We start from the raw sequence: 15,615 nt of genomic DNA on the forward strand, positions 1-15,615 counted from the left end.
GAGTGTGTGGTTTTCAATTGTGACTAAACATCTTTATATGGTTAAAATCAGTCGACTAGAAGACACTTTGTGCCTTTTAGAATAACGTGATTGAGTTTATAAGTTTTGTTTCAACACAAATAATTGTTTAAAAATATATTGATATATTGTGATTGTGTCGCAATATAAAAAAGAGATTCTCATTTTGCGCATTTTAATGTAGAAATGCGCCATTGTTGATATTTAGGTAAAGGTAAATATGGGTAAAGCTCTTGTTATAGTGGAGTCCCCGGCAAAGGCCAAAACGATTAATAAGTATCTTGGCAGTGGCTACGTTGTAAAAAGCAGCGTTGGCCACATTCGTGATCTGCCGAAAAGCGGCTCTGGTTCACAAACCGGCTCACAAAAGAGTACAGGCTCATCTACCGACAAAACAAAGAAAGTGAAAAAAGATCCGCGTGATGCATTAGTTAAGCGCATGGGGATTGACCCTTACCATGGTTGGAAAGCGAATTATCAAATTCTACCAGGTAAAGAAAAAGTGGTCTCTGAACTTAAATCACTGGCGGAGGATGCTGATCACATCTACCTCGCAACGGACTTGGACCGCGAAGGGGAAGCTATTGCGTGGCATTTACGTGAAGTGATTGGTGGAGACGATTCTCGTTTTAGTCGTGTTGTATTTAATGAGATCACCAAAAATGCGATCACTCAGGCATTTGATAGCCCTGGGGAATTAAATATAGATAGAGTTAACGCACAACAAGCGCGTCGTTTTATGGACCGAGTTGTGGGTTACATGGTTTCTCCACTGTTGTGGAAAAAAGTGGCTCGTGGCTTATCTGCTGGTCGTGTTCAATCAGTTGCTGTGAAACTGATAGTTGAACGTGAACGGGAAATTAAAGCCTTCGTTCCTGAAGAATATTGGGAACTGCATGCCGACTTAGCCGATAAAGATATCGCTAATTTGCGTATGGAAGTCACTTCACAAGGTGGTAAGGCATTTAAGCCAGTCAATAAAGCGCAAACAGAGGCGGCGGTTAAATTACTGGAAAATGCCCGTTTTGCGGTTACTGACCGTGAAGATAGGCCGACATCCAGTAAACCGAGCGCACCGTATATCACGTCAACGCTACAACAAGCTGCTAGTACCCGTTTAGGTTTCGGCGTGAAAAAAACCATGATGATGGCTCAGCGTCTTTATGAGGCGGGTTACATCACTTATATGCGTACTGACTCAACAAACTTGAGTCAAGATGCACTTGACATGGTTCGTGGCTATATTAATGATAATTTTGGCGCGAAATACCTGCCAAAAGATGCTAATGTGTATAGTAGCAAAGACAATTCGCAAGAGGCACACGAAGCCATTCGTCCTTCTAGTGTCGATGTTTTACCTGAGTCACTAAAAGACATGGAGAACGACGCGAAAAGGTTGTATCAATTGATTTGGAATCAGTTTGTGGCTTGTCAAATGACACCTGCGAAATATGATTCAACAACCTTAACAGTCAAAGCAGGGGATTTTGAACTAAAAGCCAAAGGGCGTACTCTGCGCTTCGATGGTTGGACGAAAGTCATGCCTGCACTGCGTAAAAATGATGAAGACAAAACGCTGCCACCAATACAAGTCGGTGCGGAGTTGTCTTTGGTTGAACTATTGCCTAGCCAGCACTTTACCAAGCCGCCAGCACGTTTTAGTGAAGCGTCTTTAGTTAAAGAATTAGAAAAGCGTGGTATTGGCCGTCCTTCAACGTATGCAGCGATTATTTCGACGATCCAAGACAGAGGTTATGTCAAAGTTGAAAACCGTCGTTTTTATGCAGAAAAAATGGGTGAAATCGTCACAGACCGCTTAGAGGAAAACTTTAACGATCTGATGAACTATGATTTTACTGCACGTATGGAAGACCAACTGGACCATGTTGCAAACCATGATGCCGAATGGAAAGCCGTATTAGATGAATTCTTCTCTGATTTTAGTAAGCAGCTCGATGTTGCTGAAAAAGAACCAGAGGAAGGGGGAATGCGCACCAACCCAATGGTAATTACCTCAATCACTTGCCCTGATTGTGAGCGTCATATGGGTATTCGTACCGCATCAACTGGGGTATTTTTAGGTTGCTCTGGTTACGCATTACCACCCAAAGAGCGTTGTAAAAAAACGATTAACCTTATCCCTGAAGACGAAGTCCTTAATGTCCTTGAAGGGGATGATGCGGAAACTAATGCGTTAAGAGCCAAACGCCGCTGTCCAAAATGCGGCACCGCGATGGACAGCTATTTGATTGATAATGGCCGTAAATTACATGTTTGTGGTAATAACCCTGCGTGTGAAGGTTATGAAATCGAAGAAGGCGAGTTTCGTATTAAGGGTTATGACGGCCCGGTCATTGAGTGTGACAAGTGTGGTTCAGAAATGCACCTGAAAATGGGGCGTTTTGGTAAGTACATGGGTTGCACCAACGAAGAGTGTAAAAATACGCGTAAAATCTTACGAAGTGGTGAAGTGGCACCACCGAAAGAAGATCCAGTGCCATTGCCGGAACTTCCATGTGAAAAATCTGATGCGTATTTTGTGTTACGTGATGGGGCTGCTGGCGTTTTCCTTGCGGCGAATACATTCCCTAAATCACGAGAAACACGTGCACCACTAGTGGCAGAATTACAGCGTTTTAAAGACCGTTTACCTGAAAAACTCGCTTATTTAGCTGAAGCACCGGCTGAAGACGGTGAAGGTAACCCAACTGTCGTCCGTTTTAGTCGTAAAACGAAACAACAATATGTTTCTTCAGAGAAAAACGGCAAAGCAACGGGTTGGAGTGCATTCTACGTTGACGGTAAGTGGGAAGTAAAAGAAAAGTAATAGCTCTCTTTTGTTTCCAAACAAAAAAGCCAATCATTTAATTAGATTGGCTTTTTTATTAACTTGTCAATTTCATATCAATGCCTATCAGTGAATAACCCGCTGTTATACTGTCCATTCCTTTATTTCTTATCGTTCACTGTGATACAGCCACCAATTTTTAACTAAACTCAAATGTAGCACCAAAGTGATAACTAATTTGTGTTAACTTAAGATAGAGTCGTTGTAGTTATCAATTGGCAGTAATAATCCTTACCTTGCTGAAATATTTAGGTAAGTCGATGGAATGATAGATAAAAGTTATCCACCGGAGGCAAAATGAAGTTAAAAATGTGTTTACTGGCTGCATTATTGACAGCGGGGACAGCGTACGCTGCTCAGTCTACTGTTGTATTAAAAGAAGCGACACCCACAGGTGATGGTAAAGCAATAGGTGAGGTTGTTATCTCAGAAACGGAATATGGATTACTGTTCACGCCTAAATTAACAGGACTACAAGCAGGCATTCATGGCTTCCATATTCATGAGAACCCAAGCTGCGAACCTGCAGAAAAAGACGGTAAATCGGTACCTGCATTAAAAGCAGGTGGTCATTTAGACCCAGCCAAAACAGGAGTTCATAAAGGCCCTTATGATAACACAGGGCATTTAGGCGATTTACCCGGCTTAGTTGCCGATAGCCAAGGTAATGCTAATTATGCGGTACTAGCGCCACGTTTAAAATCACTCAAAGATGTTCAAGATCGTGCATTGATGGTGCATGTGGGTGGTGATAACTATTCTGATGACCCAGCGGCGTTAGGCGGTGGTGGGGCTAGGATGGCCTGCGGCGTCATCAAATAATACGCGTCATATTTCAAGCTGTGGCGTTGTTAGCTGCGCTTGCTAACCCTAGTCACATACTGATGTATGCTCCTAGGCCTTAGCGCCGCTTGCTAACCCTAGTCACATACTGATGTATGCTCCTAGGCCTTAGCGCCGCTTGCTGCCTAGCCACAACTTGAACTATTTAGCGTATTAAAACGTTTATTTATTAATATTTCAAAGCTGTGGCGTTGTTAGCTGTGCTTGCTACCCCTAGTCACATACTGATGTATGCTCCTAGGTCTTAGCGCCGCTTGCTGCCTAGCCACAACTTGAACGATTTAGCGTATTGTATTGATTAAAAAGTTATTTAAATAGCAGTATTGTTAGTTGGGCTTGCTAATTTTAAATATACTAATATATGCCACTAGGGCTTAGCACCGTTTGTTACCTAGCTATGAAGGGCTCAGAAAATAATCTGAGCCTTTTTTCTATTACCAAATACGAATACGCTGTTCTGGTGCCAAATACAGGGCGTTATTTTTATCAACACCGAATGTTTCGTACCAGTCATCAATATTGCGTACTACGCCATTTGCGCGAAATTGGTTAGGGCTATGAGGGTCCGTCATAATCTTATTACGTTCAGATTCTTTATTTGACAGCTCTTGCCACGTGCGTGCCCAAGCAATGAAGAAACGCTGTAACCCAGTTGTTCCGTCAATAATTGGAGCCTCACCATTTGGGTAATTTTCTTTGGCAAATTGCTTATAAGCACTTAAGGCGATATTTAACCCACCGAGGTCACCAATATTCTCCCCTAATGTAAGCTCACCGTTCACCTTTAAGCCATCAACAGTAAAGCCGTTATATTGTTCAACAAGCTTAGCGGTTTTCTCTTTGAAGTGGGTTTTAGCGCTCTCACTCCACCAATTACGTAACTGCCCGGTTCCGTCATATAAACTGCCTTGGTCGTCAAAACCATGGCCCATTTCGTGGCCGATGACTGCACCTATTGCGCCATAGTTATAGGCTGGGTCAACATTAGGGTCAAAGAACGGTGCTTGTAAAATTGCAGCAGGGAACACAATTTCATTTTGAACAGGGTTGAAATAGGCATTGACTGTTTGTGGCGTCATTCCCCATTCCCATTGACGAACAGGCTGACCAATTTTGCCAATCATATCATCATATGACCAAGCTAAAACTTGCTTATAATTATCTAATAATGAATCGGGCTTAAGGTTAATCGCACTGAAATCATTCCATTGGTCTGGATAACCCACTTTAACCGTGAATTGTTCCAATTTTTTAAGGGCTTCTTGGCGAGTAGGCTCATCCATCCAGTCATTGACTTTTAAGCGTGAATTAAATGTTCCTCTCACATAACTAACCAAATCTTTAATTTTTTCTTTAGCTTGAGGGTCGAAATATTGTTCGACGTAAATTTGCCCTAATGGCTCACCTTGGAGTGAGTTAACGGTTTGCAAAGCGCGCTCTTGGCGGGTGCGTTGCTTCTCAATACCATTGAGTTTTTTCGAGTAAAAATCAAACTGAGCATCTGCGATGGTTTGGTTTAAATAACGTGCGTGCTCACTAATATACTGAAAGGTTAAGTAATCTTTTAATGTCGAAACTGGGGTATCTGCAAAAATCTTTGCAGTTTGTTCAACTGCGCTGTCCGTTTCAACGACCACTTTCGCAAGTTGCTTATCAGTTAACTTGCGGCTAGTAATAAAGCTATCCCAATCAAAACCTTGGGTATGGTTTTTCATTTCAGCTAAGGTCATTGCATGGTAATTTTTGATAGTGTCACGGCGGGCCTCAGGGCTCCAATGTACAGTTGCAATCGCTTTTTCTAAATCAAAAATTTTCTGTGCTTTTTGTGTGACATCTTTTTCACCGGCTAGCTCTAACATGGTAGCGATATAAGCGATATAACTTTTTCGAATATCTTCCATTTGCGGTGTGTTATCGAGGTAATAAGTCCGATTAGGTAGCCCTAAGCCGCCTTGGCCGATATAAAGCACATAGGTATCCGGTGCTTTAGCATCTAAGTCTACCCAATAAGAAATCAATGATTTGTAGTCGGGTTGGGTCATTAACTGGCTAATATCACTATGGCTTTTAGCTTTCTTAATGGCATCTAAATCGGATTTTATTGGGGTAATTCCTGCCTGTTCGATAGCCGTTTCATTCAGGTAACTAAGATATAAATTTCGAATATTTCGTTGATTATGCGTAAGTTTGTTTTCGGGGATCTGCTGTAGCTGGTCAATTATCGATTGAATTTGTTTTTCTGTATTTAAGTATAATTCCACAAAAGAGTTAATACGTGGCATACCGGTAGGGATTTGCGCTTTATTTATCCAATCTTCATTCACATAACGGTAAAAATCATTGCCGGGTTCAATCGTGTCAGACAAAACAATTTTTTGTTGTCCATAACTAACTTCTTTTGCCAATAGTGACGGGGCAAAAGAAATAGTCGACATACCAATAATTAAAGCCAAAACATTTAAACGCATGTAACCACCTCTCTTCGTTGAGAATTACGATATCCACTCTAATACGTTAAACCTTGGAGCGAGTGTTCTGCAAAATTTATTTCACTTATTGAACCACATAATGAAATAAAGTTAATCCGTCTTTGCAGTACCTTACTGCTTTTCTTCATTGTAGAGGGTATTTAGATGAAATTTTATCATCATACTGTTTATTCTTCAGAGAATGATGTTATATTGGTTATATCAAATAAATCAATTATAACTATTAGCTATATGTAATATTCTTTAGCTATAGATAGCAAATGCACATTATTCCTGTATGAGGTAGACTGAAATATGAAATTGCAGCAATTACGTTATATTGTTGAAGTGGTTAACCATGACTTGAATGTCTCCTCAACCGCTGAGGGGCTTTTTACGTCACAGCCCGGTATCAGTAAACAAGTGCGGATGCTTGAAGATGAGCTTGGGATCCAAATTTTTGCGCGTAGTGGTAAGCACTTAACGCATGTTACTCCCGCAGGGGAAGAAGTGGTACGGATCTCCCGAGAAGTGCTATCAAAAATAGAAGCGATCCGCTCGGTTGCTGGGGAGCATACTTATCCAGATAGAGGTAGCTTGAGTATTGCCACGACACATACACAAGCTCGTTATGCTTTACCTCCAACAATAAAAGGTTTTATTGAGCGTTATCCACATGTTTCATTGCATATGCAGCAAGGGTCACCAACGCAAATCGCTGAGGAAGTGTGCAAAGGTAACAGTGATTTTGCGATAGCAACCGAAGCATTGCACCTTTATAACGATTTGATTATGTTGCCATGCTACCATTGGAATCGCTGTGTGGTCGTGCAAAAAGACCATCCACTTGCAACGAAAAAAAATGTCACTATTGAAGATATCTCTGAATATCAAATTGTAACCTATACCCATGGGTTTACTGGTCGTTCAGAATTAGATGTGGCATTTCAGAAAATTGGCCTTGAGCCCAAAATTATTTTTACCGCAACCGATGCTGATGTGATCAAAACCTACGTTAGATTAGGGCTAGGGATTGGTATTATCGCAAGTATGGCGGTTGACCCTGTTAGTGATAGCGATTTAGTTGTGATTGATATGCGTGATAAGTTCAGCTATAGCACAACCAAGATTGGTTTTAAACGTACTAGTTTCTTGCGTAGTTATATGTATGATTTTATGTGGCGTTTCGCACCGCATCTAACTCGTGATGTGGTCGATAAAGCGGTTTCTATACGTAACAATGAAGAAATTGAAGAGTTTTTTAAAGATATGAAACTGCCTATCATTTAATTTCTTTATATTATATTTTTGCCTTGTCATACTTTGTAAGTAGGAACCCTAGTGATCGTATTTCTAGGGTTTTTGTTATTAATACCGAGTTGATGTACTTGGTTTTTTCCTGACTTATTTCCCTTCTTATCTTAAATTTCCTATTATTAGTAGAGAAAAATTCAATATTTGGCACAAAATCTATAAATCAAATTTCTAGAGCAACTAAGATTACAATTGGTTAACAAAAAATAATGGTGGTAAATACAAATATTGCCATAGCCATAAAAACCAAGGAGGAGTTATGTCGTTGAGTCTAAAAACAACGAGTGCTTCGACACTCAATGTTGGAAACAAGCAGTATAATTACTTCAGTTTAGCGATTGCTGAAAAAAAGCTCGGTGAGGGGACTAAATTACCTAAGTCATTAAAAGTTTTACTCGAAAATCTATTACGTCATATTGATGGCACCTCAGTTGTCGAACAAGATTTACAAGCAATAATTGACTGGCAAAAAAACGCGCATGCAGATAGAGAAATTGCTTATCGCCCAGCGCGTGTTCTCATGCAAGACTTCACGGGTGTTCCTGCTGTTGTTGACCTTGCCGCTATGCGTGAAGCAGTTAAATCCCTTGGCGGCAATGTTGAGCAAGTAAACCCGTTGTCACCTGTTGATTTAGTGATTGACCACTCGGTGATGGTGGATGAGTTTGCAACCGAATCCGCATTTGGCGATAACGTTGAAATTGAAATGGCGCGTAACCATGAACGTTATTTATTTTTACGTTGGGGCCAAAAAGCATTTAATCGTTTTCAAGTAGTGCCGCCGGGTACCGGTATCTGTCACCAAGTTAATTTAGAATACCTTGGCAAGGCAGTATGGTATGAAGAAATTGACGGTAAATTATATGCCTATCCCGATACTTTAGTGGGTACGGACTCTCATACGACGATGATCAACGGGTTAGGTGTGTTAGGTTGGGGTGTCGGTGGTATTGAAGCTGAAGCCGCGATGTTAGGCCAACCGGTTTCAATGCTGATCCCTGATGTTGTTGGTTTTAAATTGACAGGGAAATTATCCGAAGGGATAACGGCAACCGACCTTGTATTGACGGTAACACAAATGCTACGTCAACATGGTGTTGTGGGGAAATTTGTTGAATTTTATGGTGATGGCTTAGCGGATTTACCATTAGCAGACCGAGCAACGATTGCAAATATGTCACCTGAATATGGCGCAACTTGTGGTTTTTTCCCTGTTGATGAAGTGACGCTATCTTATATGCGTTTAACTGGGCGCAGTGATGATGAAATTGCGCTGGTGGAAGCTTATAGCAAAGAACAGGGTTTGTGGCGTTATGCAGGTGATGAACCTATTTTTACCAGTACACTTGAGTTAGACATGTCGACGGTGGAATCCAGCCTAGCAGGGCCAAAACGTCCGCAAGATAGAGTTGAACTCAGCCAAGTTCCGAAAGCATTTCGCGGTGCAGTAGAGTTAGAAGTTAATAAAAAAATTCAATCGAGCTATCCTTCTGTTAAATATCAAAATAAAACTTTTGAGTTAACCGATGGTGCAGTCGTTATTGCGGCAATTACATCTTGTACGAATACGTCAAACCCAAGTGTATTAATGGCCGCGGGGCTATTAGCGAAAAAAGCCGTTGAAAAAGGGTTAGTTCGTCAGCCATGGGTTAAATCATCATTGGCACCGGGTTCAAAAGTCGTCACTGATTATCTTGCTGTCGCGGGTTTAACGCCTTATTTAGATAAGCTCGGATTTAATCTTGTCGGATATGGATGCACAACCTGTATTGGTAACTCAGGCCCATTGCCAGAACCAATAGAAGAGGCGATTAAACAAGCGGATCTTACCGTTGGCGCTGTGCTATCAGGTAACCGTAACTTTGAAGGGCGAATTCATCCATTGGTGAAAACCAACTGGTTAGCATCACCGCCACTTGTTGTTGCATATGCTCTGGCGGGTAACATGAATATCAACTTGAAAACCGATCCTATCGGTGTCGATAAATCAGGTAACGATGTTTATTTGAAAGATATTTGGCCATCGAGTGCTGAAATTGCCCAAGCTGTACAGCAAGTTAAAACAGACATGTTCCGTAAAGAATATAATGCGGTCTTTGAAGGTGATGACGCTTGGAGAGCATTGAAAGTTGAAAGCTCTTCAACTTATCACTGGCAAGAAGACTCAACTTATATTCGCCATCCACCTTTTTTTGAAGGTATGCAAGTCCAGCCAGCACCGGTCAAAGATATTTATGGTGCAAATATTTTAGCGATCCTCGGCGACTCGGTAACGACTGACCATATTTCTCCTGCAGGGAATATCAAAAAAGAGAGTCCAGCGGGGCGCTATCTGCAAGAACACGGCGTTGCTGTTGCAGATTTCAACTCTTATGGCTCGCGTCGTGGTAACCATGAAGTGATGATGCGAGGAACATTTGCGAATATTCGTATTCGCAATGAAATGGTGCCGGGTGTAGAGGGGGGATATACCTTACATATACCGACAGGCAAACAAATGGCGATTTATGATGCGGCAATGCTGTATCAACAAGAAAATCACCCACTGGCCATAATCGCCGGGAAAGAATATGGTTCAGGTTCTAGCCGAGATTGGGCAGCGAAAGGTACGAATTTGTTAGGTGTGAGAGTTGTCATTACTGAATCATACGAGCGTATCCACCGTTCTAATTTGATTGGCATGGGGATTATACCTTTAGAATTTAAAGATGGGGTATCTCGTAAAACTCTCGGGTTAAAAGGTGATGAACGCATTGATGTCACAGGGCTTCAGTCAATTACCCCAGGGCAGGATATCACGGTGAAAATCACTTATGGTAATGGGGATATAAAAGAAGTTATAACTCGCTGTCGTATTGATACTGCAACGGAGATGGATTATTACCGTCATGGTGGTATTTTGCATTATGTGATAAGGCAGATGTTACATTAATCATTAAATCATGACACTTCAACGCCTGTAAGATTGTATCCTACGGGCGTTTTTATTTTTTAATATTTAATCTTATTTATCAATCTTGTTTTTTCTCAATATTTTTGATGGCAATCTACGTTATGGTGTTAAATAGACGGTAAATTAAAGGAGAAAATAGTCGCAACTAGGCTAAATGAAAATAGGGTGAAGTTCGCCATAAATAAGTTTCTTTGTGCAAAATAATTGAATGTAATAGCTTTAGCATGGGTCACCATGTGACTGAGCTTATCGAAAACACTATTAAGGAAATGAGTATGGCAGATATCAATGAAACCGATTTCTATAAAGGGGCATTGTGGGCAGCAGATATCTTATTAACCACATCCCATTTTGATGGTGCGAACGAAGAGGTTCGTGACATTTTGGAGCACATACCTAACTTATATTCTATTGTGATGAGAACACCTGAAACGGAAGTCCATGATTTGCGTTTATATGCAGACAAAGAATTTCCACTCGGCTTAAATGCAGATTATACCGCCATTACTATTGCGCCATTACAAGACTACTTTGATATTCTGCCGATGCCCGATCAAAACCCTGAAAGTATTACGGTTGAAGTTGATTACTGGGGAGTGGTCGCAACAACATCTGCGGGTAAACAAGATTTATTGATTGCTGGTTTGGCAACGGCAGAGCAAGCACAGCATTATGCGCAAACACTAACTCAACAACTTGAATTGCAAAGAGCAAAATAGCCATTTGGTTGTTAATTGGTCGATTTAAGTATTATTATTCAACAAAAATGACAAAAACCCGCACTACTGTAATTATATACAGTGGTGCGGGTTTCTTTAACTGAATGAGATTATAACGCGTTGGCTTCGGCTAATTGTAAAGCGAAATAAGTGAAAATAAGATCAGCACCTGCGCGTTTGATTGACCCCAGTGTTTCAAGAGCCACACGAGTTTCATCAATTGCACCCGCTTGAGCAGCAAATTTAATTTGTGCATATTCGCCACTGACTTGATAAGCACCGATAGGTAATTGGGTATGCTCGCGTAAATCACGAATAATATCCAAATAAGCCCCAGCAGGTTTAATCATTAGCGCGTCAGCACCTTCACGTTCATCAATTAGTGATTCATGTAGTGCTTCACGGCGGTTCATTGGGTTCATCTGATAGGTTTTTCTATCCCCTTTAAGGCATGAACCCGCTGCATCTCGGAATGGGCCATACAGTGCTGAAGCAAATTTTGTGGAGTAAGACATAATAGCGGTGTCTGTAAAACCAGCTTCATCAAGTGCATGACGAATTGCGGCAACTTGGCCATCCATTGCAGCAGATGGGGCAATAAAATCAGCACCTGCGCGTGCAGCGGCAACCGCTTGTAAACCTAGGTTATGGATGGTTGCATCGTTATCAACGATATGGCCGTGCATGACACCACAGTGACCATGGGAAGTGTATTCACAAAAACAGGTGTCAGACATCACTATCATTTCAGGGACGGTTTCTTTACAGATACGTGACATACGTGCCACTAAACCATTTTCTTGCCATGCATCACTACCATTATCATCAAGATGATGGGAAACCCCAAAGGTCATCACTGATTTTATTCCTGCATTTGCGATACGCTCAATTTCATAAGCAAGGCGTTTTTCAGGAATACGCATAACACCCGGCATGCTGTTGATTGGCATATAATCGTCGAGTTCTTCTTCAACAAAAATTGGCAAGCAAAGGTCATTAATAGAAAGGTGAGTTTCTTGGAATAAAGTGCGGAGTTTTTCAGTTTTACGCAATCTTCTCATGCGTTGAATGGAATGCAGGTTGTTCACAGTATCTCCTGGTAGTATGCGGAATAAACCTCAAAAACTCAGTTTATTCGTCAGGGTAATCAGATGGCTAACAGTATAAACCTTATGGAAAGAAAGTGAATATAGCCGTGGATAAATGGCACACTTTGAATGGTGATAATGAAATAGGAAAAATAAAGGGAAGAGCAGAACACTCTTCCTTTGCTGAGGTCATTGGTGCTTAAATAGCATATGGCCCATTTTTTCTGCTTTAACGTCAAGATAATGTTCATTACTTGGGTTGCGGCCAACGATCAACGGAACACGTTCTACCACGTTAATTCCAGCTTCACGCATGATATCGATTTTTTTCGGGTTATTCGTCAATAAGCGGACTTCATTTATCCCCAATAACTTATACATATCAGAGCATAAGGTAAAATCACGTTCATCCGCTTTAAAGCCTAACTTAATGTTAGCTTCAACCGTATCTAAGCCTTGATCTTGCAATGCATAAGCTCGGATTTTATTCAGCAAGCCAATATTTCGGCCTTCTTGACGATGGTAAAGTAATACCCCTCGGCCTTCTTTACTAATCTGAGAGAGTGCGGCTTCTAATTGAAAACCACAATCGCAGCGTAGACTAAATAACGCATCTCCTGTTAAACATTCGGAGTGGATCCGGCTGAGTACCGGTTCACTTCCTGAGATATCGCCAAAAATTAACGCTACATGATCACGACCGGTTGCGATTTCTTCAAAACCCACCATCAAAAATTCACCAAAAGGTGTAGGGAGCTTAGCTTCGGCAACGCGTTTTAGCTGCATATTTTCTTTCATTAGTTAAAGTAACTCTTGCTTAATTAATAACGTTTATCGATATAAAGTAGCTTAACTATAATACATCGATGCTATATGACGTTTAGCATATAGAGGTTGGTATTCTTTGCACACGACCAACGCTGTATTACTATAACAGAGTTAATAATAGGTGAATGGAATATTTGTATATTTAATAGAACTTTATTTGGAACACGTTGAATGAAAAAAACTGTTTTGGTCGTTTGTACTTTTGCATTGTTATTAATTATGCCTCCCATGGTGATGATAGTTACAGGGTGGCATTGGTCACCAGAAACCCAGTTTAACTCAATGAAATGGATACTCTGGCTGACAGACACTGCGGGAGCACCTTATAGTATTTTAACGTCTCTGTTATTTCTTGGAGCTGTTGTATTTATCTTTCGTTCAGAAAAAAAACAGCGACTGAAAATATTGCTTGTTCTTGTTGGCATTGTATTACTGCAGCAAGGTTTGAAGACGGCATTAAAAAGTACGTTTAAAGAGCCTCGCCCTTATGTGGAATGGCTGGCAACCGAATATCAAATTCCTTCATCAGACTTTTATGCGTTAAAACGTAGTGAACGAGCAAAATTAATTAAAGACACCGTCAAACAAGATGAATATATAGCGAAATGGCAGCGTAAACACTGGCAAGCAGAAACCGGATATTCTTTTCCTTCTGGTCATATGTTATTTGCAGCTGGCTGGGCATTGTTTTTAATTGCGCTTTTTTGGCAACAACGTTTATACGTTTTATCGATAGGGCTCGCTATTTGGGCTGAGGGGATTGCATTTAGTCGTATGTTGTTGGGCATGCATTGGCCTATTGATATAATTACTTCAGTGATCATCAGTGCGTGTTTTGCCTTATTTGGTTATTATATTTTGCGAGCATGGGGAATACTGAGTAAAACCGATTAATCTTTCATCAAGTTAACCATTATTAGGGGAGATCTGACTTAAATCTCTCATTGTATAAAATAAATTGCTTTGTCTGAATGCGTTGGAAATGCTACCTTAACAGGTAGATATTATTGGATGAATAGAACTGATAACGGGAATAAATGTGAAATATTTTCTGATTTTATTACTAGCGGTCGCTTTTTTTATTATTTCGATTACGCTAGGTTCAAGCAATGATCAGGTTATTACATTTAACTACCTGATTGCAAAAGGGGATTTTTCATTATCGACCCTTCTTGCATCACTTTTTGGTGTCGGTTTTGTGCTAGGTTGGCTAGTTTGTGCTGTGTTTTATTTACGAGTCATTGTTAGCCTGAAAAACGCACGTCGTAAAATTAGACGTTTAGAATCACAATTAGGTGCTGGAGAAAGTCATATTTCCGATTCAACCTCATTAGTGACGACTCAGAACAAGGAATAATCCTGTATGTTCGAGTTGCTGTTTCTGCTGCTACCAGTTGCTGCTGCTTACGGTTGGTACATGGGGCGCAGAAGTGCTCAACAAGATAAGCAACAACATGCGAATCGCTTGTCACGTGATTATGTGACAGGCGTTAACTTCCTATTGTCTAATCAACAAGATAAAGCTGTCGATTTATTCCTCGACATGCTGAAAAATGAAGATAGCTCTGCTTTTGAAGCACACCTCACGTTGGGAAATTTATTCCGTTCTCGTGGTGAAGTTGAACGCGCCATTCGTATTCACCAGTCGCTGGTGGAAAGTGCCGCTTTATCATTTGAACAACGCTTATTAGCAACTCAACAACTCGGTCGAGATTACATGGCTGCTGGGGTTTATGACCGAGCAGAAAACATGTTTCAACAATTGACGGATGAAGTCGATTTCAAACAAAGTGCCTTACAATCCCTGTTAAATATTTATCAATTAACTAGTGATTGGACAAAAGCTATTGAAACAGCAGGTAAACTGGTTAAATTAGGGCATACAGAGCTACGTGAGCAAATTGCACACTTTTATTGTGAATTAGCGACTCAACAACTTGCTAGCGATGATCTCGAAGATGCACTGACCTTTTTAAATAAGGCAGAGCAAGCCGACAACCACTGCGCTCGGGTCTCAATTATGAAAGGGCGCTTGTTCATCGAACAAGGTAATTACGACAAAGCAATTCATGTCCTAAAACAAGTCTATGAGCAAGATAGAGAGCTCGTCGCTGAAACGCTACCTTTGCTGTTTGATTGCTACCAACATACTGGCCAAGCCGATGAGTGGGAAGATTACCTACGTCAGTGTGTTGCGGGTAACTCAGGGGCTATTGCAGAGCTTTATTTAGCGGATATTATTGTTGAAAAGCAAAATCACGAAGCCGCTGCAAATTATATTAATGACCAAATTCAACGTCATCCTACCATGCGTTTATTCTATCGTTTAATGGATTACCATCTTGAAGAAGCTGAAGATGGAAGGGCAAAAGAAAGTTTGATCTTGCTACGAAAAATGGTAGGGGAGCAAATTCGTACCAAACCCGATTATCGTTGCCATAAATGTGGGTTTACATCACGTGCATTATATTGGCATTGCCCATCTTGTCGCTCGTGGGACACGATTAAACCTATTCGTGGGCTAGATGGGCAGTGA

General features: G+C 40.9%; 11 protein-coding genes. 8 read left to right on the plus strand and 3 right to left on the minus strand.

Translation table 11 applies throughout. The annotated features are described in order from the left end of the window. Positions 1-238: 238 nt before the first annotated feature. The gene (topA, locus tag PZ638_RS10380) at positions 239-2,845 is read left to right on the plus strand and encodes a type I DNA topoisomerase (RefSeq protein ID WP_004254195.1); all 2,607 of its coding nucleotides are present in this window, start codon (positions 239-241) and stop codon (positions 2,843-2,845) included. 318 nt (positions 2,846-3,163) lie between these two features. Further along, positions 3,164-3,688, plus strand: coding sequence for a superoxide dismutase family protein (gene sodC / locus PZ638_RS10385; RefSeq protein WP_112307126.1), 525 nt, complete (start codon positions 3,164-3,166; stop codon positions 3,686-3,688). A gap of 455 nt (positions 3,689-4,143) precedes the next feature. On the opposite strand, the gene PZ638_RS10390 is transcribed toward sodC, so the two are convergent. Further along, positions 4,144-6,177, minus strand: coding sequence for a M13 family metallopeptidase (locus PZ638_RS10390; protein ID WP_272674173.1), 2,034 nt, complete (start codon positions 6,175-6,177; stop codon positions 4,144-4,146). A gap of 315 nt (positions 6,178-6,492) precedes the next feature. On the opposite strand from PZ638_RS10390, the gene cysB reads away from it, so the two are divergent. The 3 genes from cysB to PZ638_RS10405 all read left to right on the plus strand — a co-directional run bounded on the left by cysB (position 6,493) and on the right by PZ638_RS10405 (position 11,163). Beyond that, entirely contained in the window at positions 6,493-7,467 is a 975-nt protein-coding gene (gene cysB, locus PZ638_RS10395; protein WP_094960537.1) for an HTH-type transcriptional regulator CysB, read from the plus strand. Positions 7,468-7,750: 283 nt separating this feature from the next. After that, the gene (gene acnA, locus PZ638_RS10400; protein WP_094960538.1) at positions 7,751-10,423 is read left to right on the plus strand and encodes an aconitate hydratase AcnA; all 2,673 of its coding nucleotides are present in this window, start codon (positions 7,751-7,753) and stop codon (positions 10,421-10,423) included. A gap of 296 nt (positions 10,424-10,719) precedes the next feature. After that, entirely contained in the window at positions 10,720-11,163 is a 444-nt protein-coding gene (locus PZ638_RS10405; RefSeq protein ID WP_036957705.1) for a hypothetical protein, read from the plus strand. Between the two features lie 110 nt (positions 11,164-11,273). On the opposite strand, the gene hemB is transcribed toward PZ638_RS10405, so the two are convergent. Both hemB and ribA read right to left on the minus strand, forming a co-directional pair. Then, a complete protein-coding gene (gene hemB / locus PZ638_RS10410) occupies positions 11,274-12,251 on the minus strand; it encodes a porphobilinogen synthase (protein WP_036957706.1) in 978 nt (325 codons plus the stop codon). A gap of 189 nt (positions 12,252-12,440) precedes the next feature. Beyond that, positions 12,441-13,037, minus strand: coding sequence for a GTP cyclohydrolase II (ribA, locus tag PZ638_RS10415; protein WP_094960627.1), 597 nt, complete (start codon positions 13,035-13,037; stop codon positions 12,441-12,443). Positions 13,038-13,250: 213 nt separating this feature from the next. Here ribA and PZ638_RS10420 point away from each other — a divergent pair, with 213 nt between their 5' ends. From PZ638_RS10420 to lapB, 3 genes are all read left to right on the plus strand, one after another. Beyond that, on the plus strand, positions 13,251-13,973 hold the full coding sequence (locus PZ638_RS10420) for a phosphatase PAP2 family protein (RefSeq protein WP_094960539.1): 723 nt from the start codon (positions 13,251-13,253) through the stop codon (positions 13,971-13,973). Positions 13,974-14,118: 145 nt separating this feature from the next. Then, positions 14,119-14,436 carry a LapA family protein gene (locus tag PZ638_RS10425; protein WP_004254219.1) on the plus strand — a complete coding sequence of 106 codons (318 nt, stop codon included), beginning with the start codon at positions 14,119-14,121 and terminating at the stop codon, positions 14,434-14,436. Between the two features lie 6 nt (positions 14,437-14,442). Continuing rightward, the gene (gene lapB, locus PZ638_RS10430; RefSeq protein WP_094960540.1) at positions 14,443-15,615 is read left to right on the plus strand and encodes a lipopolysaccharide assembly protein LapB; all 1,173 of its coding nucleotides are present in this window, start codon (positions 14,443-14,445) and stop codon (positions 15,613-15,615) included.

It is taken from the genome of Providencia hangzhouensis (assembly GCF_029193595.2).
Lineage (GTDB): Bacteria > Pseudomonadota > Gammaproteobacteria > Enterobacterales > Enterobacteriaceae > Providencia > Providencia hangzhouensis.